Annotated in this window: 19 protein-coding genes; 5 read left to right on the forward strand and 14 right to left on the reverse strand. The window is 65.6% G+C overall.

Annotated elements, in window-relative coordinates; genetic code table 11:
- Positions 1-78 precede the first annotated feature (78 nt).
- From BTH42_RS27105 to BTH42_RS27140, 8 genes are all read right to left on the reverse strand, one after another.
- Positions 79-2,340: a xanthine dehydrogenase family protein molybdopterin-binding subunit gene (locus tag BTH42_RS27105; RefSeq protein ID WP_075304254.1), complete on the reverse strand. Its 2,262-nt coding sequence runs from the start codon at positions 2,338-2,340 to the stop codon at positions 79-81.
- Positions 2,337-3,344, reverse strand: coding sequence for a xanthine dehydrogenase family protein subunit M (locus BTH42_RS27110; RefSeq protein WP_075304255.1), 1,008 nt, complete (start codon positions 3,342-3,344; stop codon positions 2,337-2,339). The genes BTH42_RS27105 and BTH42_RS27110 overlap by 4 nt, the downstream gene beginning before the upstream one ends.
- Positions 3,341-3,934 carry a (2Fe-2S)-binding protein gene (locus tag BTH42_RS27115; protein WP_075304256.1) on the reverse strand — a complete coding sequence of 198 codons (594 nt, stop codon included), beginning with the start codon at positions 3,932-3,934 and terminating at the stop codon, positions 3,341-3,343. The genes BTH42_RS27110 and BTH42_RS27115 overlap by 4 nt, the downstream gene beginning before the upstream one ends.
- 106 nt (positions 3,935-4,040) lie before the next feature.
- Positions 4,041-4,373, reverse strand: a complete 333-nt coding sequence (locus BTH42_RS27120; protein WP_075304257.1) for a hypothetical protein — start codon at positions 4,371-4,373, stop codon at positions 4,041-4,043.
- Between the two features lie 63 nt (positions 4,374-4,436).
- Entirely contained in the window at positions 4,437-5,303 is an 867-nt protein-coding gene (locus BTH42_RS27125) for a glucose 1-dehydrogenase (RefSeq protein ID WP_075304258.1), read from the reverse strand.
- A gap of 282 nt (positions 5,304-5,585) precedes the next feature.
- The gene (locus BTH42_RS27130; protein WP_075304259.1) at positions 5,586-6,047 is read right to left on the reverse strand and encodes a response regulator; all 462 of its coding nucleotides are present in this window, start codon (positions 6,045-6,047) and stop codon (positions 5,586-5,588) included.
- A 443-nt stretch (positions 6,048-6,490) separates the two neighbouring features.
- Positions 6,491-8,164, reverse strand: coding sequence for an ATP-dependent DNA ligase (locus tag BTH42_RS27135; protein WP_075304260.1), 1,674 nt, complete (start codon positions 8,162-8,164; stop codon positions 6,491-6,493).
- Between the two features lie 7 nt (positions 8,165-8,171).
- A complete protein-coding gene (locus BTH42_RS27140; RefSeq protein WP_075304261.1) occupies positions 8,172-9,350 on the reverse strand; it encodes a ligase-associated DNA damage response exonuclease in 1,179 nt (392 codons plus the stop codon).
- 239 nt (positions 9,351-9,589) lie between these two features.
- Here BTH42_RS27140 and BTH42_RS27145 point away from each other — a divergent pair, with 239 nt between their 5' ends.
- From BTH42_RS27145 to BTH42_RS27160, 4 genes are all read left to right on the forward strand, one after another.
- Positions 9,590-10,492, forward strand: coding sequence for a YihY/virulence factor BrkB family protein (locus tag BTH42_RS27145; protein WP_075304262.1), 903 nt, complete (start codon positions 9,590-9,592; stop codon positions 10,490-10,492).
- Positions 10,493-10,631: 139 nt separating this feature from the next.
- Positions 10,632-12,470, forward strand: coding sequence for a thiamine pyrophosphate-requiring protein (locus tag BTH42_RS27150; protein WP_075304263.1), 1,839 nt, complete (start codon positions 10,632-10,634; stop codon positions 12,468-12,470).
- Positions 12,471-12,755: 285 nt separating this feature from the next.
- Positions 12,756-13,853, forward strand: coding sequence for a cell division protein ZapE (gene zapE / locus BTH42_RS27155; protein ID WP_075304264.1), 1,098 nt, complete (start codon positions 12,756-12,758; stop codon positions 13,851-13,853).
- Between the two features lie 239 nt (positions 13,854-14,092).
- A complete protein-coding gene (locus BTH42_RS27160; protein WP_075304265.1) occupies positions 14,093-15,223 on the forward strand; it encodes a hypothetical protein in 1,131 nt (376 codons plus the stop codon).
- 28 nt (positions 15,224-15,251) lie between these two features.
- On the opposite strand, the gene tkt is transcribed toward BTH42_RS27160, so the two are convergent.
- The 4 genes from tkt to BTH42_RS27175 form a co-directional block, all read right to left on the reverse strand.
- Entirely contained in the window at positions 15,252-17,336 is a 2,085-nt protein-coding gene (gene tkt / locus BTH42_RS27165) for a transketolase (protein ID WP_075304266.1), read from the reverse strand.
- Between the two features lie 312 nt (positions 17,337-17,648).
- Positions 17,649-18,194, reverse strand: coding sequence for a cupin (locus tag BTH42_RS27170; RefSeq protein ID WP_075304267.1), 546 nt, complete (start codon positions 18,192-18,194; stop codon positions 17,649-17,651).
- A gap of 124 nt (positions 18,195-18,318) precedes the next feature.
- A complete protein-coding gene (locus tag BTH42_RS35640) occupies positions 18,319-18,495 on the reverse strand; it encodes a hypothetical protein (RefSeq protein WP_178392248.1) in 177 nt (58 codons plus the stop codon).
- 63 nt (positions 18,496-18,558) lie between these two features.
- Complete coding sequence (locus tag BTH42_RS27175) at positions 18,559-18,873, reverse strand: hypothetical protein (protein ID WP_075304268.1); 315 nt, start codon at positions 18,871-18,873, stop codon at positions 18,559-18,561.
- A gap of 193 nt (positions 18,874-19,066) precedes the next feature.
- On the opposite strand from BTH42_RS27175, the gene BTH42_RS27180 reads away from it, so the two are divergent.
- Positions 19,067-19,303, forward strand: coding sequence for a hypothetical protein (locus BTH42_RS27180; protein ID WP_075304269.1), 237 nt, complete (start codon positions 19,067-19,069; stop codon positions 19,301-19,303).
- Positions 19,304-19,333: 30 nt separating this feature from the next.
- Here the strand turns inward: BTH42_RS27180 and BTH42_RS27185 are convergent, their stop codons facing one another.
- Complete coding sequence (locus BTH42_RS27185; protein WP_075304270.1) at positions 19,334-19,579, reverse strand: DUF6723 family protein; 246 nt, start codon at positions 19,577-19,579, stop codon at positions 19,334-19,336.
- Positions 19,580-20,005: 426 nt separating this feature from the next.
- On the reverse strand, positions 20,006-21,097 hold the full coding sequence (locus tag BTH42_RS27190) for a porin (RefSeq protein WP_075304364.1): 1,092 nt from the start codon (positions 21,095-21,097) through the stop codon (positions 20,006-20,008).
- Between the last annotated feature and the right edge of the window lie 159 nt (positions 21,098-21,256).

The raw sequence follows: 21,256 nt of genomic DNA on the forward strand, positions 1-21,256 counted from the left end.
TAGCACTACAGCGTGGCCGCGTTGAAGCATTGCAGCGTTAATGCATTCAACGCGGCCTTCCGATGCTCTCCGGCGCGATCAACCCAGCAGCTTATCCGGCGTAATGGGCAGATCGCGGATGCGTTTGCCGGTCGCATGCCAGATCGCATTGCACACGGCCGCGGCCACGCCCACCACGCCGATTTCGCCGACACCCTTCACCCCGAGCGGATTGACGATGTCATCGCGCTCATCGACAAACAGCACGTCGATCGCATGGATATCGGCGTTCACCGGTACGTGGTACTCCGAAAGATTGTGGTTCATCTGCCGGCCGAGCGCGTGATCGAACTGGCCGTGCTCGTGCAGCGCCATGCTGATCCCCCACACCACGCCGCCGGCGATCTGGTTGCCCGCAGTCATCGGATTGACGATGCGCCCCGCCGCGATCGCGCTGACCACCCGCGTGACCCGCACGGTGCCGAGCGCTTCATCGACGCGCACTTCAACGAATACCGCCGAATGCGTGCCCATCGAATACGCCTGCTGTTTTTCATGCGGCTTCACGCTGACCTGCTCTTCGAGTTCGATAAGGCCTGCGCGCTCCAGTAACGCTCCGATCGCGATCGAATCATCCGCACCATTGCCGCACACCAGCTTGTCGCCGGCGCGGCGAATATCATCATGCCCCGCCGCCGCGAAGCCGACGCCGCCATGTTCACGTGCAAGTTCGATCAACCGGTTATGCAAGCGCGTGCAGACCGCATCGACCGCGCTGCCTACCGACGACACCGTCCACGACCCACCCTCGATCGGCGCTTTCGGCAAGCGCGTGTCGCCGAGTTCGAAGCTCACATCGGCGAGCGGCACGCCGAGCGCATCGGCGGCGATCTGCGTCATCGCGGTGTAGGTGCCGGTGCCGATATCGGCGGTCGAACTCGACACCTTCACGTGACCGTCGCGGCTCAGCACCGCGCGCGCGGCTGCTTCGTTCTGCATCGCGTCCCATGCGCCGGTCGCCATTCCCCAACCAATCCATTCGTGGCCTTCGCGACGCGCACGCGGTTCGAGCGGACGGCTCGCCCAGCCGAAGCGCGCGGCGCCCTCGCGATAGCATTCGCGCAGCGCCTTGCTCGAAAACGGCAGATTCTTGTTCGCGTCGCGCTCCGCATAGTTGAGCACGCGCAATTCGAGCGGATCGATATGGAGCGCGGCGGCCAGTTCGTCCATCGCCACTTCCAGCGAAAACAGCCCCTGCGTCGCGCCGGGCGCGCGCATGTCGGCCGGTGTCGGCACATCGAGCTTGGCGACCTTGTAGCCCATCGAAACGTTATCGCAGCGGTACAGTTGTCCCGCCCAATTGACCACCACGTCGCAGTAATCTTCGTACCGCGAAGTTTCCGCGACCGCCTCGTGAATCACCGCCTGCAAGCGACCATCGGCCGACGCACCCAGCGCGACCCGCTGCACCGATTGCGGCCGATGCGCGAACGTGAACATCTGCTGGCGCGTCAACGTCAAGCGCACTGCACGCTTCAATTCGCGCGCGGCCATCACCGCGAGCGCGAGATGATATTGCGGCCTCAGTCCCGAGCCGAATGCGCCGCCCACGAACGGTGAAATGACCTGCACGTCATCGTCGCGCAGACCGAACACGCGGGTCAGATAGCTCTTCGTATTGACGACGCCTTGGGTCTTTTCATAGACGGTCAGGCGGCCTTGCGCGTCGGGCACCACCGTGCAGCCGTGCATTTCCATCGGGTTGTGATATTCGGCTGGCGTGCTGTAGAACGCATCGACGCGCACCGCGGCAGAAGCCAGCGCGCGACGCGGCTCGCCGCGCTCGGGTGGCGGCGGATCGAAACCGCCCTTCTCGGTGGAGGGCGGCGCCGCGCTCATCAACGCCGCGTCGAGATCGGTCTGGTGCGGCGCGGCCTCGTACTGCACGCGCACCAGCGACCCCGCATAGCGCGCGAGTTCGAGCGACTCGGCCACCACGAGCGCGACCGGCTGGCCGCTATACCAGATACGTTCGTCCCACAACGGCCTAAGCGGCGTGCCGCCGGGCGCAATCTGATCCTTGAAGACGGCAGGGTCCGCCGGCAGGTCCGGACGCTTGCGATGCGTGAGCACCAGCAACACACCGGGGAGCGCGTCGGCGGCCGACGTATCGATCGACACGATCCGCCCACTCGCAATCGTCGCCGACACGATAAAGCCGTATACGAGACCATCGGCCGCGAACTCGGCCGCGTAACGCGCGGCGCCGGTCACTTTGAGGCGGCCATCGACGCGCGAATGCGGCACGCCGGTCGCGCGCCGCGACGCGCCCTGCGGTGGCAAATTTTCGGCACGGTTCATCGCGCGGCCTCCTCGAACGAACGTTGTGTGGCTTCGCCGAACGCGCGCACGATTACATGCGCCGCGAGTTCGATCTTGAACGCGTTATCGCGCCGCGCGCGTGCGCCGTGCAGCAGCGCGGCCGCGAAATCGCCGACGCTTTGCGCGGTGAGCGGCTTGCCGCGCAGTTGCGCTTCGGCCGCCGGATCGCGCCATGGTTTGTGCGCGACGCCGCCGAGCGCGCAGCGCGCATCGACCACGTGACCGGCTTCATCCAGCTCGACGCCGACCGCCGCCGACACCAGCGCGAACGCATACGACGCGCGATCGCGCACCTTCAGATACGCGTGATGCGCGGCAAAGCCTTGCGGCGGCAATTCGATCGCGGTGACCAGTTCGTCGGCACGCAGATTGGTATCGATCTCTGGCGTGTCGCCGGGCAGCCGGTGAAATTGCGCGAACGGCAGCGTGCGTGCGCCGTCCGGGCCGAGCAGATGAACCGTCGCGCCGAGGGCCGCGAGTGCGACGCACATATCCGACGGATGCACGGCGATGCAGTGTTCGCTCGCGCCGAGAATCGCGTGAATGCGGTTCAGCCCGTTCAGCGCCGGACAACCGCTGCCGGGTTCGCGTTTGTTGCACGGCGTGCCGGCATCGTAGAAGTAATAGCAGCGCGTGCGTTGCAGCAGATTGCCGCCGACGGTCGCGACATTGCGAATCTGCGCGGACGCGCCGGCAAGAATCGCTTTCGCGAGCAGCGGGTAACGCGTGGTGACGGTCGGGTCATAAGCCAACGCGCTATTGGTCACGAGCGCGCCGATTTTCAGGCCGCCGTTCGCGCAGGCATCGATAGCTTTGAGCGGCAAGCGGTTGATGTCGACCAGCACGGCGGGACGCGCAACATCCTCGCGCAACAGATCGACCAGGTTCGTGCCGCCCGCGATAAACGCGGCAGTGGGATTCGCGCGGTGCCGCGCGAGCGCGTCCTGCAAAGCATCGGCGCGCGCATACGAGAAGCGGTTCATGGCTGCGCTCCCGATGAATTGACGCTCGCGGTGCGCTGCTCGTCCTGAATGTCGCGCGTATCGTCGTCAAACCCGGCGACCTCGACAATCGCCGCGACGATGTTCGTATACGCGCCGCAGCGGCACAGGTTGCCGCTCATCTGCTCGCGCACGTCGTTCGCGCAGTGCACGTGCGCTTCTTCGAGCATGCCGAGCGCTGAACAGATCTGGCCCGGCGTACAGTAGCCGCACTGAAACGCGTCGTGATCGATAAACGCCTGTTGCAGCGGATGCAGCGTCGCGCCGCTCGCCAGCCCCTCGATCGTCCTGATCGACGCGCCGTCGTACACCACCGCGAGCGCGAGACAGGTATTGATCCGCTGGCCATCGACCAGCGCGGTGCACGCGCCGCATTGGCCGTGATCGCAGCCCTTCTTCGTGCCGCTCAGTTGCGCATGTTCGCGCAGCAGATCGAGCAACGTGGTCCACGCTTCGACCTCGAAGCGCCGCGTCTCGCCGTTGATCTCGAACGTCACTGCGTGGGTTGCCGGTGGGTTGTCAGACTGCGCCGGCGTCGACGGCGGCGCGGCTTGAGCATCGGGAGTAAGCATCGTAGGTCCTCCTTATCATCGAGCGCGCAGCCGCGACATGGCCGCACGCGTCACGCGCTTCACGCGCTTCACGCGCGGTCAGCCGCAAACCGCCGCCGCATTGCACTCACTGCCCGGTCCCGCCCGCGGGCTCGGACGACGCGCCTTTCATCCGCTTATGGCTCGGCGTTGCGTGCTGCTTCGTTACCCGGCCGTTGCCGCCGCCGGCGACGCCGTTGGTCGCGCCGCTGCCCTCGCCGACCGAGCCGTTTGCATTGTTCGCGCTGGTGGAGTCCGGCGTGCGCGATTCTTCGAGGCCGGCGCCGCCTTTAGCGCCCGCTTTGCTGCCTTGGGTGGTCGGGCTCGAACCGGTCTGCGCGTTCACGCTCGGCGCGAAACCGAAAGCACAGCAGCCGGATACCAGCGCCGCAACGAGTTTGATGGACAGATCGATCTTCATGGCACGCTCCCTGATCGCGTTATAAGAAATGGACTTCCACGAAATAAACTTCCATTCGCTACCCTAAATAATCGGTGCGCCGCCAGTTACCGCAATTGTCGCGCCCGAGATATAGCTGGCCTCGTCGGACGCGAGCATCACGTAGGCGGCGGCCAGTTCCGCCGGCTGACCGGGGCGCTTCATCGGCACCTGCGAGCCGAAGTTCTCGACCTTGTCGGGCCCCATCGTCGATGGAATCAGCGGCGTCCAGATCGGTCCGGGCGCCACGCAGTTCGCGCGAATGCCGTTCTCCGCGAGTAGTTGCGCGAGACCGCCGGTGAAGTTCTGGATCGCGCCTTTGGTGGTCGCGTACGCGATCAGCCCGGGGTTCGGCTTGTCGGCATTGATCGACGACGTATTGATGATCGTGCCGCCCGGTTTCATATGGCGCACCGCCGCACGCGTGATTCTGAACATCGCGCCGATGTTGGTATCGAAGGTTTTGTCCCATTCGTCGTCGCTGATTGCATCGAGCGACGGGTAGCTCATCTGGTACGCGGCGTTGTTGACCAGCACGTCGAGCCGGCCGAACGCCTCGATCGCCTTGTCGACGATCGCATTGCAATGCTGGCGGTCGCGGATGTCGCCCGGCATCAGCACGGCCTTGCGGCCCGCGTCCTCGACCCAGCGCGCGGTCTCGCGCGCATCGTCGTCCTCGTTCAGATAGGCGATCAGCACATCGGCGCCTTCGCGCGCGAACGCAATCGCGACCGCGCGGCCGATCCCGCTATCGCCGCCGGTGACGATCGCCGCCTTGCCGGTCAGACGCCCCGAACCTTCGTAGGTTTTTTCGCCGTGATCGGGCTGCGGATTCATCGCGGCCGTGCGGCCGGGTGTCTGCTCCTGCTGCTGTTGCGGAAATGGCGGGGATGGACGTGGCGCGTCGCTCATAACGGATCTCCTGGTTGCGAATGAACGTGAAGGGAAGTAGACGGCGCACGCAAACGCGCGGCGTTACGACCTGTTCAGCAACTGGTGGACCCGCGTAAGAAGCCGCGCGACGCGGCAATAGATGACAGCAATGTGACGGCAAGCTGACCGCAACTTGACGTTGTGTTGGCATCGACGTGAAGTCGACCCGGCGCAAGAAATTCGCCGCGAAAAGTATTTACTAAGAGCGTGGTTCAAAAGCGCCGCAAGCGCCCGGAGAATCCGAAGAATCCAAAACGCCCGTTATGGCGGCCCCGCCGCATGCAACGCCGCCGCCGATTCGAGCACGCGCAACAGCCGCTCCGGCGTCAACGGCTTCGCGCAGTGCGCGTCGAAGCCCGCGGCCTTCGCGAGCGTACGGTCGTCGCGCGATGCAAACGCGGTACATGCGACCAGCAACATATGGGACGTCTGCGGATGCGCGCGCAGCCGCCGCGCGAGTTCGAGACCGTCGAGGCCCGGCATCTTGATGTCGAGCACCACCGCGAACGGCTGCCAGTCGCGCGCGGTGTCGCACACCGCAAACGGATCGTCGAGCGCGCGGCATTCGAAGCCGTCGGCGGTGAGCAGCATCTGCAACGCTTCGGCCGCCTCGCGGTAATCGTCGACCACCAGCACCCGTCGATGCGCGGCCATCGCATATTGAATCGGCCGCCACACGAGTACGTCGTCGCTACTGTCGACGTTGTCGTTGAACAATGTCATTTTTTCTCGCCCTTTTACATTCGCCCTGAAGGGCATCTCGCGCCACGCGCGCAAGATTCGATCCCATTGCGTCTGCCTGACTACGACAAATCAGCCGTTATTCCCACTCGAACCAAATCACCACACGGCCAGTACGGAATTCCCGCATCCAGGCATGTTCAACCTGAGATACGGAACTCGAATGGCCAGTTCTTCACGGCGTTTGAATGGCGGCGCTTGCGATCCGCTGACTGCGCGGTATCGATCAACGCTCTGTCCTCGTGCTGTGCGCCCCGTTGACGGGCGTCGCACGATGTCGGTATTGCAACGGACTGAGGGGATGACGCAATGCAGGCCGCGAGCGCTCTCACTGGCGCGAATCGATCACGCGGTCATAACCAAAAGAATAAGCGACGATGCGGAGAAAAAAATGCCCTATATGTTAGGGGTTTGTGCTCTGCGGGTTATCCCGCACGATCGTCGATAAAGCCTTTTAACATGGCCAGCGTATCCGCGTCTTCGATGCGTTTATCGGTGCGCCAGCGCAGCATGCGCGGAAATCGCACCGCGACGCCGGACTTATGGCGCGGACTCGCCTGAATGCCTTCGAAGCCGATTTCGAACACCAGCGTCGGTGTAACGCTGCGCACCGGACCGAATTTATCGACAGTGGTTTTGCGTACCACTGCATCGACCCGGCGCATCTCTTCATCGGTGAGTCCTGAATAAGCCTTTGCGAAAGGCACCAACGTGCGCACGCCATCGGCTTCGTCCCACACCGCGAATGTGAAGTCGGTATAAAGACTCGCGCGGCGGCCATGACCGCGTTGCGCGTAAACAAGTACTGCGTCTACCGCATAAGGCTCGATCTTCCATTTCCACCAGGTGCCCGACGCCTTGGTGCGGCCGACGCCATACATCGACGCACACTCTTTCAGCATCAGTCCTTCGACACCCCGCGCGCGACTTTCGTCGCGCAACGCCGCGAGCGCAGGCCAGTCCGCACCCGCCACTCGCGGCGACACGCGCAGCAGACCACGCGCGAGCGTGCCGTCGATCGCACCGGCGAGCGCCTCCAAACGCGTGCGCCGGTCGGCCAGCGGCGTCATCCGCAAGTCGTGGCCGTCCGCTTCGAGCAGGTCGTAAGCGAGCAGCGCGGCCGGCGAATCCGCGAGGATCTTGCGCGTCAGCGTCTTGCGCGCAATGCGCGGTTGCAGCCGCGCGAACGGCAATGGCGCGGCCGCGCCCGGCTCCCATGCGAGGATTTCGCCGTCGATCACGCAGCCATCCGGCAACGCGTCGCCGAGCGCGGCGACCTCCGGAAAACGTTCGGTGATCAGATCCTCGCCGCGCGACCACAACCACACGCGGCCGCCGCGTTTGACGAGCTGCGCGCGAATACCGTCCCACTTCCACTCGATCAACCAGTGCGCGGGATCGCCGAGCGTGTCCGGCTCGGCCTGCAACGGATGCGCGAGAAAGAACGGATAGGGCAAACCGAGATCGCTATCGTGTCGAGACTCGCCCGGCTGCGCGGCGTCGTCGTTAAGCGGTGCGATCAAACGCAGATAGCGCGCCGCGTCGGGTTTCTGTTGCGAGTCGGTCCAGCCGACCATCCGTTGCGCGATCCGCTTGTGATCGACGCCCGCGACTTCAGCGAGCGCCCTGACCACCAGTTGCCGCGCGACGCCGACCCGGAAGCCGCCGCCGATCAGCTTGGTCAGCAGAAAGCGGCCGCTCCAGTCGAGTTCGTCCCAGTAATCGAGCAGCCGCGTGCGCAACTCATCCGGCGGCAGACCGCGCAAGGTGAGCATCCGCTGCTCGATCCATTGCGTCAGGCCCAGCTCCGAGCTGCGCTGCGCGGGCGGCAGAATGTGCGCGATGGTCTCCGCGAGATCGCCGACCGCGTGATACGACTCCTCGAACAACCACTCGGGCAGACCCGCGCGTTCGCGCGCGATCTCGCTGAGCAAACGCGTGGGCACCAGTTGACGCGGCTTGCCGCCGGCGAGGAAATACGCGGCCCACGCGGCGTCTTCGGGCTCGGCGACCGAGAAGTAGCTGGTCAGCGCGGCGAGCTTGTCGTGGGTCGAGGTGGTCGCGTCGAGCGCGGTGTAGAGCGCGGCGAAGCGTTTCATCGTGCGCTCATGGCCGGTTGTCCGCGCTTAATTCGTCGCTTGCGCGGGTTGCGTCGGTTGCACCGCCTGCGCCAGTTACGCCGGGTACGCTCGCGGCCGGTGCTTCGTCGGCGCCGGCCGCATCGGCTTCGACCGTGTCGTCGCCGTATTGCGTGTCGAACGCGCCGGCCTGCAGGCCCTGTTCGCCCAGCCAGCGCACCATCGGTTCGACCGAGCCATGCGTGACGATCACGCGCGCGGCGCCGGTTGCGCGAATCGCGCTTTGCAGGCCGGGCCAGTCCGCGTGATCGGACAGCACGAAGCCACGATCCACGCCGCGCCGGCGGCGCGCGCCGCGCAGCCGCATCCAGCCCGACGCGAACGCATCGCTATAAGTACCGAAGCGCTTCAGCCATGCACTATTCTGCGCGGACGGCGGCGCGACGATCAGCGCCTGTTTGAACACCGCCTTGTCTTTGGACGGTATCCCGGCGACCAGACCGACCGGCGGCAAACACACGCCCGCGTCGCGATACGCGCGGTTCAGCGGCTCGACCGCGCCGTGGCAGAAGATCGGCCCGATGCCCGCATCGACGCTCGCCAGCACCCGCTGCGCCTTGCCGAACGAATAGCAGAACAGTACCGACGCGCGTCCTTCGGATGCGTTATGACGCCACCATGAATCGATCGAATCGAACACGCTTTGCGGCGGATCCCAACGATAGATTGGCAGTCCGAACGTCGACTCGGTGATAAAGGTATCGCAGCGTACCGGCTCGAACGGCGCACAGGTCGGATCGGCTTCGAGCTTGTAGTCGCCGGACGCGACCCACACCTCGCCCGCATGTTCGATCCGCACCTGCGCGGAACCGAGCACATGGCCGGCCGGATGCAGCGACACGCGCGTCGCGCCGATCGCGAGCGGCTCGCCGTAGTCGAGCGTCCGCAACGCGATGCCGGGCAGTCGCGACAGCAGCACGTTCGCGCCCGCGCGCGTGGCCAGATAGCGGCGATGGCCGAAGCGCGCGTGGTCGGAATGCGCATGCGTGATCACCGCGCGCTCGACCGGCCGCCACGGATCGATGTAAAAATCGCCGGCCGGACAATACAGTCCCTCCGGTCGCGCGACGACCAGATCGGCTGAAGGCGCGTCACGCTGGGAGGCCGGGTGCGGCTCACGGTTGCGATGATCTTGCGGCTGCTCCATCGGGCTGTCTTCGGCAAGCGGTTAAGAAAAGCGCGCACGATGCGGCGCGGGGAACGGGCCATGATGCGGGCCATGAAGCAGGCCATGAAGCGGCCCATCAAACCCGCAGTCAAGCAAACTGCATGCCGCCCGGCGCCTGTTCCTGCATGGCCGCATTCGTGCTTTACGGTATATAACCCAATCAGGCGTGTCGAGAGCGGCTGCGATCCGGCAGCGCGCGGCGCGCGGCGCGAGGCCCCATGCGGATTCTGCTCGACGAGCATGCGCTGTATATCGCCAGGCACCCCGGCCGTTTCATCCTGCAAACGCTGAAGGCGTTTCGCGCGAACCAGGGGCTGCTGCTGGCGGGCGCGGTCGCGTATTACGCGCTGCTGTCGATCGTGCCGCTGCTGATCCTGATCGTGATCGTGCTGTCGCGGGTGCTGCCGCAGCAACTGATTCTCGACGCGCTGAGCCATCTGCTGCGCTGGCTGGTGCCGGGGCAATCGAATGCACTGGTCCGCGAACTCGCCAATTTTCTGCAGCATCGCGCGGTGATCGGCTGGGTGTTGCTGCTCACAATGATCTTCTTCAGTTCACTCGCGTTCACGGTGCTGGAAAACGCGATGTCGCTGATCTTCGTGCACCGGGTCGTCGTGAAACGCCGCCACTTCCTGGTGTCGGCGCTGCTGCCTTACTGCTACATCCTGTTTCTCGGCCTCGGGCTATTGATCGTCACCGTCGTGTCGAGCGCGCTGCAAAGCTTCGGCACGGTGGGCCTCGAAATGTTCGGGCTGCATCTGTCGTTTCACGGTATCTCACGCGTGCTGCTATATCTGCTCGGCTTTGCCGGCGAAATCTTCGTGCTCACTTCGGTGTACCTGGTGATGCCGGTCGGCCGGCCGTCGCTTAAACACGCGCTGATCGGCGGCGTGGTGGCCGGCGTGCTGTGGGAGGTCACGCGGCATGTGCTGGTCTGGTACTTCGCGACGCTATCGCAGGTCAGCATCGTGTACGGCTCGCTGACGATGGCGATCGTGATCCTGCTGAGCCTCGAATGGCTCGCCACGTTGCTGCTGTTCGGCGCGCAGGTCATTTCTCAATACGAGCGCTTCGGCCATGAGCCGATAGACGCGCCGCAGCCTTCGATCACCACCGAATAGCGTCCGGCAAGCGATTCGCAAGGTACAGCCCTTGCTCGACCCAAACGGATACAAACCAGCGACACAAACCAGCGACACAAACCGACACGGGCCGGCGCTCGCGCGCGGCCGCAGCGGACGCAATCGAGGAGCGAGGATCATGGCTGAAACCGTCGGCGATTTCATCATCGAACGGCTACACGCATGGGGCGTGCGGCGCATTTACGGCTATCCGGGCGATGGCATCAACGGCGTGTTCGGCGCGCTCAGTCGTATGCAGAGCGAAGCAAAAAAGCGCCACAAAGATACCGATCAGCCGGGCCCGATCGAATTCATTCAGGTCCGTCACGAAGAAATGGCCGCTTTCATGGCGTCCGCGCACGCGAAATTTACCGGCGAACTGGGCGTGTGCATCGCGACCTCCGGACCGGGCGCATCGCATTTGCTGACGGGACTCTACGATGCGCGGATGGATCATATGCCGGTGCTCGCGATTACCGGTCAGCAGGCGCGCGCGGCGATCGGCGGACACTATCAGCAGGAACTCGATTTACCGGCGATGTTCAAGGACGTCGCCGGCGCGTTCGTCGGCATGGCGATGGTGCCCGCGCAGGTGCGCCATCTGGTCGACCGCGCGGTGCGGATCGCGCTGGCCGAGCGCGCGGTGACCGCGCTGGTGCTGCCGAACGATCTGCAGGATCTGGAGTACGAAGCACCGGCGCGCAAGCACGGCACGCTGCATTCGGGCATCGGCTACGAGCGGCCGCGGGTCGTGCCGGCCGACGAGCAGTTGCGCGAGGCGGCCGAAGTACTCAACTCGGGCCGCCGGGTCGCGATTCTGGTCGGCGCCGGCGCGCTGCACGCAACCGACGAAGTGATCGCGATCGCGGAGAAACTCGGCGCGGGCGTCGCCAAGGCGCTGCTCGGCAAGGCCGCATTGCCCGACGATCTGCCGTTCGTGACCGGTTCGATCGGCCTGCTCGGCACCAGGCCGAGCTACGACATGATGACCCATTGCGATACGTTGCTGATGATCGGCTCGGGCTTTCCGTACTCCGAATTTCTGCCGAAGGAAGGCGACGCGCGCGGCGTGCAGATCGACATCAAGGCCGACATGCTGAGCCTGCGTTATCCGATGGATGTGAATCTCGTCGGCGATAGTGTCGAGACTTTGCGCGCGCTGCTGCCGCTGATCGAACAGAAGAAGGACCGCGCGTGGCGCGAGCGGATCGAACGCTGGACCGGCGAATGGTGGAAGACGCTCGACCAGCGCGCGCTCGAACCCGCGAAAGACGGTGTCAATCCGCAGCGCACCGTGTGGGAGCTGTCGAAGCGGATTCCGGCGAACGCGCTCGTCACCAGCGATTCCGGTTCGGTCGCGAACTGGTATGCACGCGATCTGAAAGTGCAGCGCGGAATGATGTGTTCGCTGTCGGGCGGCCTCGCGTCGATGGGCGCGGCGGTGCCCTATGCGATCGCCGCGAAGTTCGCGTATCCGCAGCGGCCGGTGATCGCGCTGGTCGGCGACGGCGCGATGCAGATGAACAACATGGCCGAGCTGATCACGGTCGCGAAGTACTGGCAGGGCTGGAGCGATCCGCGCTGGATCTGCATGGTGCTGAACAACGGCGACCTGAACCAGGTCACGTGGGAGCAGCGCGTGATGGAAGGCGATCCGAAGTTCCAGGCATCGCAGGACATTCCGTCGGTGCCGTACCACCGCTTCGCGGAGATGATCGGCCTGAAAGGCATCTACGTCGACGATCCCGAACAGCTGGGCGCCGCGTGGGACGATGCGCTGTCCGCGAACCGGCCGGTCGTGATCGAGGTGAAGGCCGATCCGAACGTGCCGCCGCTGCCGCCGCACATCACGATCGCGCAGGCGAAGGCCTTCGCGCAGACCTTGCTGAAGGGCGACCCCGACGAGGGCAACGTGGTCGTCGAAACCGCTAAGCAGGTGCTCGGCGCGGTGCTGCCGGGGCATCGCGACAAGAGCTGACGGCGCGCGGCACGGGGGTGCCGCGCGAGTCGCCGCGTGTGCGGCCGGCCACGGTCCGGCGCGCACGTCGCTGGTAGAATGGCGCGCACTCGTGGGGCGGTTCGATGCGCGTCGATTACCTTGCCATTCGCAGGCGACTGATCTGAATACGCGACGCATTGCAGCGTTCGATATGCGCCCCGTGGTCCCGTTACGTCAGCCGCTCTGTCATGTTCACACCCGCCCTCGCCGCTCGCGCGCGCATCACCGTTCACTTCACGCCGTCATCCAACGGCGCTCCCGCCGATGCTTGACGAAGCCCGCATCACTCATGCGCTGGCCGCGCGCGGCATCGCCCCCGATCCTCGTCAACGCGAAGCGATTGCGGCGCTGGCCGCATTGCTCGGCGCGCAGCAGCACGCTCGGCGCGCATGGTCGGGCAATGCGTTCGCATCGCAAGGCGTCTATTGTCACGGCCTGCCGGGGCGCGGCAAGAGTCTCGTCGTCGATACGGTGTTCGAGCTTGCGTCATGCCGCAAACGGCGTCTGCATTTCCACGAATTCCTGCGCGAGATGAATCGCCGGCTCGTCACCGCGCCGCGCAGCGACGACCGGCTCGGCGACGTGTCGAAGCAATGGCTCGACGGCATCGAGCTGCTGTGCTTCGACGAATTCCATGTGCACGACATCGCCGATGCATTCCTGATGGGCCGTTTTCTCGATACCGCGATTGGACTGGGCACCCGTATCGTGCTGACCTCGAACTACGCACCCGACGATCTGTTGCCCGACCCCGAGTTTCACGAGCGTTTCCTGCCGACCATCGCGCAGATCAAACGCTGCTTCACGGTGATCCATTTCGACGGCGCGCGCGATTACCGCTTCGGCGGCGAGGCGGCCGAGGTGCCGCGTTTCTTCGCGCCGCTCGATACGTCGAGTGAAAGCGCGTTGCGCGCTATTTTCGCGAGCCACGAGTCCGGCGCGAAGCTCGAAGCGGTCAGGTTGAGCGCGGCGGGCCGGCCGCTCGACGCACGCGCGGCCGGCAGCGCGTTGTTGTGGGCGGACTTCGAAGAGCTATGCGTGGTGAGCCGCTCGCATCTCGACTACCTCGATCTGGCCGAGCAATGGCACGGGCTGATCGTCGATCAGCTGCACACGGACGTGCTGCGGCAGTCGCATACGCTGCAACGGCTGATCTGGCTGATCGATATCTTCTACGACCGCAAGCGCGCGTTGTTCATCGTGTCGGACCGGCCGCTCGAAAGCGCGTTGAGCGGGCTCGAAGGCGCGCACGATCTGTCGCGCACGCTGAGCCGGCTCGCGGAAATGCAGTCACGCACCTATCGCAGCACGCTCGAAACCACCGCTCACGACGACGCGGCGGAGCACACCGCGGACGCATAGCTCCCGCCTTCAGCGCGGGGACGACCCGCTGGCAAGATTCGCGCAAATCTTGCAATGCGGCTGCAAATCCTGCCAACGCGTTTTGCGCTCGCGGAGCCAGCCCCTCTGCTGTCAAACCGCGTTGCGCGAACCACCGGTAGGCCTCGCAAGCCGCCCCACCGCTCGCGCGGGAATGGCATCTGCTACCGCGACCGCAGACTCCATTCCTCAGCGGATTACCCGCCGCTCGCGCCCAATCCATGCTCAGAACCGCCTCTGTCGCGGCCGCCGTGTGCGCCGCCTGCCTCACTTCCGCCTGCGTGCATATCGGCCCGTCGCGGCTCAAAGCGGACCAGGTCGACTACGCCCGCGCGCTCGGCGACGCGAAGAAGCGCGAGATTCTCGCCGCCGTAATCGGCTTGCGTTACGGCGACGCGCCGGCGTTCCTGACCGTCAGCAGCATCATCGCCGCGTACACGTTCGACACGACCGGCGGCGCGACGCTGAACGCGGGCTCGGGCAGCATGCCGAACTATGCGCAGGCGGCCGCCAGCGTGTCCTATTCGAACCGGCCGACCTTCACGTTCACGCCGACCACCGGCGAAGCATTCGCGTCCGCCTATATCCGGCCGCTCGCGCCGTCGCTGGTCTTGCCGCTCGCGGAGGGCGGCGTGCCGATCGATCTGCTGCTGCGGATCACCGCGCAATCGATCGGCGGACTGCAGAACGGCAACGCGCTCGGCGGCGAGAACAGCGCGGGCGCGCCGGGCTTCTTCGAATTGATCCAGGCGCTGCGCCGCTTGCAGCTGGCAGGAGAACTGAATATCGAAACGCGTCAGATCGATGCGGGCCCCGCTAGCAAGGCGGCCGGCAAGAGCGGCAACGATGCGGCCGCGACCGCGCAACTCGGTGTATTCCTGACGATCGGCGCGACCAATAGCGGCGAGTCGCCGCGTACCGCCGCGGATGTCGCGCGCGTGCGCAAGCTGCTGCATCTGTCGCCGAAGACGCGCAGCTATGAGATCGTCTACGGGCCGTCGTCCGGCTACCGCAACGGCGAGCGCATCACGATGGTCACACGCTCGGTGCTCGGTATCCTCAGCGATCTCGGCGCGCAGGTACAGGTGCCGCCCGAACGGATCGCCGACGGTTCGACCAAGCCGACCGTCGGGCTGATCGGCGGCGAAACCCGGCCGACCATCATCATCCATTCCGGTCAGCGCGCGCCCGCCGATGCGTATGTGTCGATCGCGTATGGACCGTCGGTGTACTGGGTCGAGCGCAACGACTTCGATTCGAAATACGCGTTCACCGTCGTGCAGAATCTGATGGCGCTCGCCGAGGCCGACACCAGCAGCAAGGCGCCGGTGGTGACGATCCCGGCGAATTGACGCGCTCGCGCGGCGGCCCGGCGCTCGCTCACTCCGCCCCGCCGCCGCCCTTCACCCGCGCGATCTGCTGCTTCGCCGCCTCGTATACAGCCTCCGGCGTGAAGCCGAATTTCTTTTTCAGATCGGCGAGCGGCGCGGACGCGCCGAACGTATGCATGACGACCTGCGCGCCGAGCCGGCCGGTATAGCGATCCCAGCCGAGCGACGCGGCCTGCTCGACGGCGACGCGTGCATGGATGTCGGGCGGCAGCACCGACTCCTGATACGCCGCGTCCTGGCGCTCGAAGATGTCCCACGACGGCATCGACACGACCCGCGCGGCGACCCCCTCGCCTTTCAGCTTCTCGTACACGTCGGTGCAGATCGACAGCTCGCTGCCGGTCGCCATCAGGATCACCTGCGGTTTCTGGCCGTCGGGCGCATCGGCGAGCACGTACGCGCCGCGCTTCACGCCGCTCGCCGCCGCATAGCGGCTGCGGTCGAGGGTCGGCAGCGGTTGGCGCGACACCACGATGCACGCCGGCCGATGCGGCTGCGTGAGCGCGACGCGCCACGCCTCGGCCGCTTCGTTCGCATCGCCGGGACGCAGCACCGTGAGCCCCGGCACGCCGCGCAGCGACGCCAGCTGCTCGATCGGCTGGTGGGTCGGACCGTCTTCGCCGACGCCGATCGAATCGTGCGTGAATACGTAAATTGCCGGCACTTCCATGATCGCGGACAGCCGGATCGGCGGCTTCATATAGTCGCTGAAGATCAGGAAGGTCGAGCCGTACGCGCGCAGATTCGACAGCGCGAGGCCGTTGACCACCGCGCCCATCGCATGCTCGCGAATGCCGAAGTGCAGATTGCGACCGCCGTAGTTATCCGCCTCGAAGCTGCCGGCGCCCTCGAATTTCAGGTTGGTTTTGGTCGACGGCGACAGGTCGGCCGCGCCGCCGATTATCCACGGCACCCGCGCGGCAATCGCATTGAGCACCTTGCCCGACGATTCGCGCGTCGCGATTCCTTTCGGGTCCGCGTCGAAACTCGGGATGTCGCTGTCCCAGCCGTCCGGCAGTTGATGCGCTTCGATCTGCGCGAATTCCTGCGCGAATTGCGGATACTGCTTCTGGTAAGCGTCGAATTTCGTTTGCCATTCTTCGCGCGCCGCCTTGCCGCGCGCGCCGATCCCTTGCGCGAAACGTTCGTGCACGCCGTCGGGTACGTAGAAGAACTTATCGTCGGGCCAGCCGTATGCGCGCTTGGCGGCCGCGACTTCATCGACACCGAGCGGCTCGCCGTGCGCGGACGCCGTGTCCTGCTTGTGCGGCGCGCCCCAGCCGATGATGCTGTGAACCACGATCAGCGTCGGCCGGTCCTGCACGCTCTTCGCTTCGACCAGCGCCGCTTCGAGCGCGGCCGCGTCGTTCGCGTCGTCGACGTGCAGCGTGTGCCAGTTATAGCCGCGAAAGCGGCTCTCCACGTTGTCGCTATACGCGAGGTCGGTATGGCCTTCGATCGTCACGCGATTGCTGTCGTAAATCCAGATCAGGTTCGACAGCTTCAGATGACCCGCGAGCGAGGCCGCTTCATGCGAAATCCCTTCCATCATGTCGCCGTCGCCGCACAGCGCATACACGCGATAGTCGAATACCTGGGCGTCCTTCTGATTGAAACGGTTCTCGTACCAGCGCGCGGCCATCGCCATCCCGACACTGTTGCCGAGCCCCTGGCCGAGCGGCCCGGTGGTGGTTTCGACGCCGGTCGTCATCCGGTACTCCGGGTGGCCCGGCGTTTTGCTGTCGATCTGGCGGAAGTGTTCGATATCGTCGAGCGACACCGCGGGTGCGCCGGTCGGCTTGCCGTGCGCGTCGACCGCCTTCACGTTGGCCAGATGCAGCAGCGAATACAGCAGCATCGACGCATGCCCGACCGACAGCACGAAGCGGTCGCGATTCGGCCACAGCGGCTCGTCCGGGTCGTAGCGCAGATGGTTCTGCCACAGGTGATAGGCGACCGGCGCGAGCGCCATCGGCGTGCCGGGGTGGCCGGAATTGGCTTTCTGCACGGCGTCCATCGACAGCGTGCGGATCGCGTTGATGCACAACTGGTCGAGGGCGGGATCGTTTTGCATAAGACGCTCCTTGTTCGGCAATGCGGAAGATCGCGGGATGGCTGCGCGGCGTGTGTGCGGCGCGCGGCGCGGCGCGGTAGTTCGGCTGGCATTCGCGTAATGGAGGGGCGCACGCGAGAGCGGTGTGACGCACGAGCGGAACCGTAGGCACTGAAGCTCAGAGGCCGCTCAGGCCTGCGCCTGCCAAAAAAAATTCGCGGTAAAGCCCACCGATGATGCGCTCTTGCGCGCGACTCTGCACGCCAGCGGGCAGCGACTGGACGACTCGCCAACGCCAATGACAATGTCAACGACAACGTCAACCGCGCCGGCTCAAACCGCCGGCAACCAATGCTCGATCACCGGCCCATGCTTGCCGTCGATCGGATCGAGCGGCGGAAACGGCAACGCGAGCATCGCGTCGAGTTCCTGCGGCGTCAGCGCTTCGCGGCGGATATCCCACTGCTGCCCGGCCGGATAGCCGGCCACCACCTGAAAATGCCGTTCGAACGATTGCAGGCAATGGCCGGTGCCGGCCGGCAGCAGCAGCACGTCGCCCGCGCGCAGCGTCACCACGCGCCCGCCCGGACCGCCGACGATCACCTCGGCGCTCGCCGCGGTCACGCCGAGCACTTCATGCGCGGTCGCGTGGAAATGATGGAAATCGAAGATGCTGTCGCGCCATTGCGCGGGCCACGTGTTGCGCTCGAACAGGATCTCGAACGCGGCGGCCAGATCGCCGCTGGCGGGCGCGAGCGCGTGCCGGTAGATGACGACCGGCAGCTTGCGGTTGTTCGGCACCCAGTCGCGCGGCTCGAGCATGAACGCTTCGTACTCGGTCTGCGCGGCATCGAAGCCGTGTTTCGAATCGTTGAACATGGTTGACTCCTGGCTGGTGGGCGCCCGTGGCGCGTCCGCGCGCCGGCCCCGCTGCTGCAAGGCCGCGCGTGCGCCGCGCCAACCACGCGCGAGGCTGGTGATTCTGGTGGCGTCGCGCATCGGGCTAGCCGCCGCCGATGCCTTGCAGCACCTTGCCGGTGCCGCCGCAGACCGTGCACTGCCGGCCCTCGACCTGGCCGGTGCCGCGGCACGCGCGGCAGATGTCCTCGCCCGCGCCGGGCGCGTCGGGCGGTGCTTCGTCGCCGGGATTCAGCGGTTCGGGTGGGTCGTTCGATTGCATCCGGATTCTCCTGGGTGTGCTGAGGGTTTGGCGCGCGGCGGGTGCGCGACGCATCGCGGAGCATCAACTCCCGCCCGCCTCCTTGCGATGCGACTCGCGCCCGCCGCCGCCCGGCGGCTCCGCGTGCTGGCCGGTGCCGAGCGGCACTTCGGCGCCTTGCCGGGCCGGCTCGCTCGAGCGCGGCGGATTGGTCGCGCGGTCCACGCCGGTTTGCACGACCGGTTCGATCCCAAGCGGGCTCGGCTCGACGTAGTGCGTGCCGCTCGGCCTGTTGCGGGCTTTCACTTCGTCGGACAGCTCCGGGGTGTCGCGCCGCTCGCGGGCGGGCTCGCGCTCTGTCGGCTGGGTCTGCGCGTCTGTCGGTTGGCGATCCTGCATCACGTTCTCCTTCTCCTCGTGGTACTGGCATCTGTTCTACGCAGCAACATTCGCGCCTTCCGGATGACCCGCGAAGACCGGCGACCGCCGCCGACGGGCATGGCCGTTGCGGCATCGCAGTCAGCAACACCGCCCGCTGTCTTTGTAAAAAGGGAATACCCGCTGCAGCATCTGAAAGGAGAAGGAGAACGCCATGAGCATCACGACGATTCGCGTGTCCGATACCGAGGTGCAGGTCGAGCGCACGCTGTACACGTTCGCGCAAAAGAGCGACGCCGATGCGTTCCAGAGCTGCCTCGTCGACGGTCACGTCGACACCTGCTATCGCGAGCATCCGCCGCTGTCCGCACGGCCCACCGTGCCCGACGAACACCCGGACGATCCGGCGCGCGGCAGCACGATTTCGCCGTCGCTGGGCGGCATGCCGTGAGCGCTCCTGAGCGCTGCGCCCGCGCGCCGCTCAGCTCTCCGGCGCCGCGCGATCGGCCGCGACGATCTCGCGGCCATACGCGATCGCCGCGCGCCGCGCTTCGTCGGCCGTCGCGAACGGGCCGATCTCCGGCGCGCCGTCGAACGGAAACAGAATCTTTCGATCAGCTTTCCTGACTACTTTCAGTCCACCGATATAACGGCCGTCGCCTGTTCCGTGATAGCTGGCGAAAATCTCGAAGTCGTCGTCAGCCACGTCGGCCTTGTGTCGCGCCATATGCGTTCCTCGCTGGATGCCTTTTGTCGTGCGTTGTGCGTCGCGAAGCGCCGCGCGCACCGAGGTTCCGGCGCGCGCGCTGCGTCATCGAACACTAGCGGCGAGCAATAGACGTTCCACGCGACACACATGCACGCGGGCACGGCATGCGGGTTGCGCAAGGCAATAGAGACTTTCTGGAGATCACGATGGATTTACCGCATCCGAAGTGCGCCGCGCGCGCACCGTTCGAGCTGATCGCGTTACTGCACGATCGGTTGTTGCGACTGCACGTGCCGGTGCCGCCCGAAGTCGATCCGAACCTCGACCCGAACACACCGGCGCCGAACATCGACCCCGATCCGCTGCCCGACGATCTGCCCGACGACCCGCAGCCGCCCGCCGGCGATCCGCCCGCGAGCCCGCCGCCGATGCAGGCGGCACCCGTCAAAACTGATGCATCATCCCCACATACGCGCCGGTCTGCGAATCGCCGACAAGCGGATTCGTATTGCTGCTCGAATCGCGCGGCGACGCCTGCAGCGAGAAGTTGGAATTGCTGCCGTTGCTCACATAGCCGACGGTGCCATACAGGAAGGTGCGCTTCGTGATGTTGTAGGTCGTGCCGAGCAGATACATCATTGCGTGACCGGAAGGATCGTGCGCGGCATCGCCGGTGCCGGCGCCGACATGGATGTAGTAGCCGCCGGCGGTCACCGCCCAGCGCGATTGCGGGCTGTAGGTCGCGCCGAGCCAGTAGTGATCGGCCTTATCGGCGACCCCGGCCGGCGAGTCCGGCGCCGAGTAATGCGTATAGGCGCCCTGGATCTTCACCTCCTGCAGATGCACGTTCGCGCCGACGAAATATTCGCGCGACGCCTGGAAGATATTGCTGAAGCGCCCGCTGTTGTCGCGTAACTCGTCGTAGATGCCGCGCATGTCGAACAGCGGCGAATGATAGGTCAGCATGATGCCGTTCGAGCGGCCGAATTCGCCCGGCGCGCCGCTGTTGAACGCGCCCGGCTGATTGCCGAACGCGTATTGCCCCTGCACGTCGAAGCCCCAGAACACCGGGCTCTTGTATTCGATGTTGTTGCTGGTCTGCTGCCAGTTGCGCCCGCGCACCAGCGACGCCGACGAGAACGCCTGCTGCACGAACGGATCGAATTCCCACACGCCGTCGCTGTCGATAAACAGATTGCGGCCGGCCTGCAACGTGCCCCACTGCTGGCTTTTCAAACCGGCGAACGCGCGCCGCGACCATAGCCGGCCGCCGCTGGTGGTGCCGTCCATCACCTGCAAGCCGGTTTCGAGGTTGAAGATCGCGGCGAGACCGCCGCCGAGATCCTCGCTGCCTTTCAGGCCGAGCATGCTGGTGCCCCAGTCGCCGCCCTGCGCGCGCCAGCGGCTCGCACTGCCGCCCGCGCCGTCGTTGATGTGATTCATGTATTCGAGGCCGCCGTCCAGACGCCCATACAGCGTTACGCTGGTTTGCGCGTGGGCAGTGGACGCCGCGGCCAGCGCGCCCGTCAGCAGCATGGAGTGAATGATGATCGGTCGTTTCATCGAATTGTCGTGGTCCGGTTGGCGCGATGCATGGAAGATCGAACGCTGCCCACGATAAGATAGCCGTCAATTCGGTCAGCGCCAAACCGAAATGCAGGGTTTGGCTTCCACATTCGAGTTTATTCGTCGAGT

This window comes from Burkholderia sp. SRS-W-2-2016, from assembly GCF_001931485.1.
Lineage (GTDB): Bacteria > Pseudomonadota > Gammaproteobacteria > Burkholderiales > Burkholderiaceae > Paraburkholderia.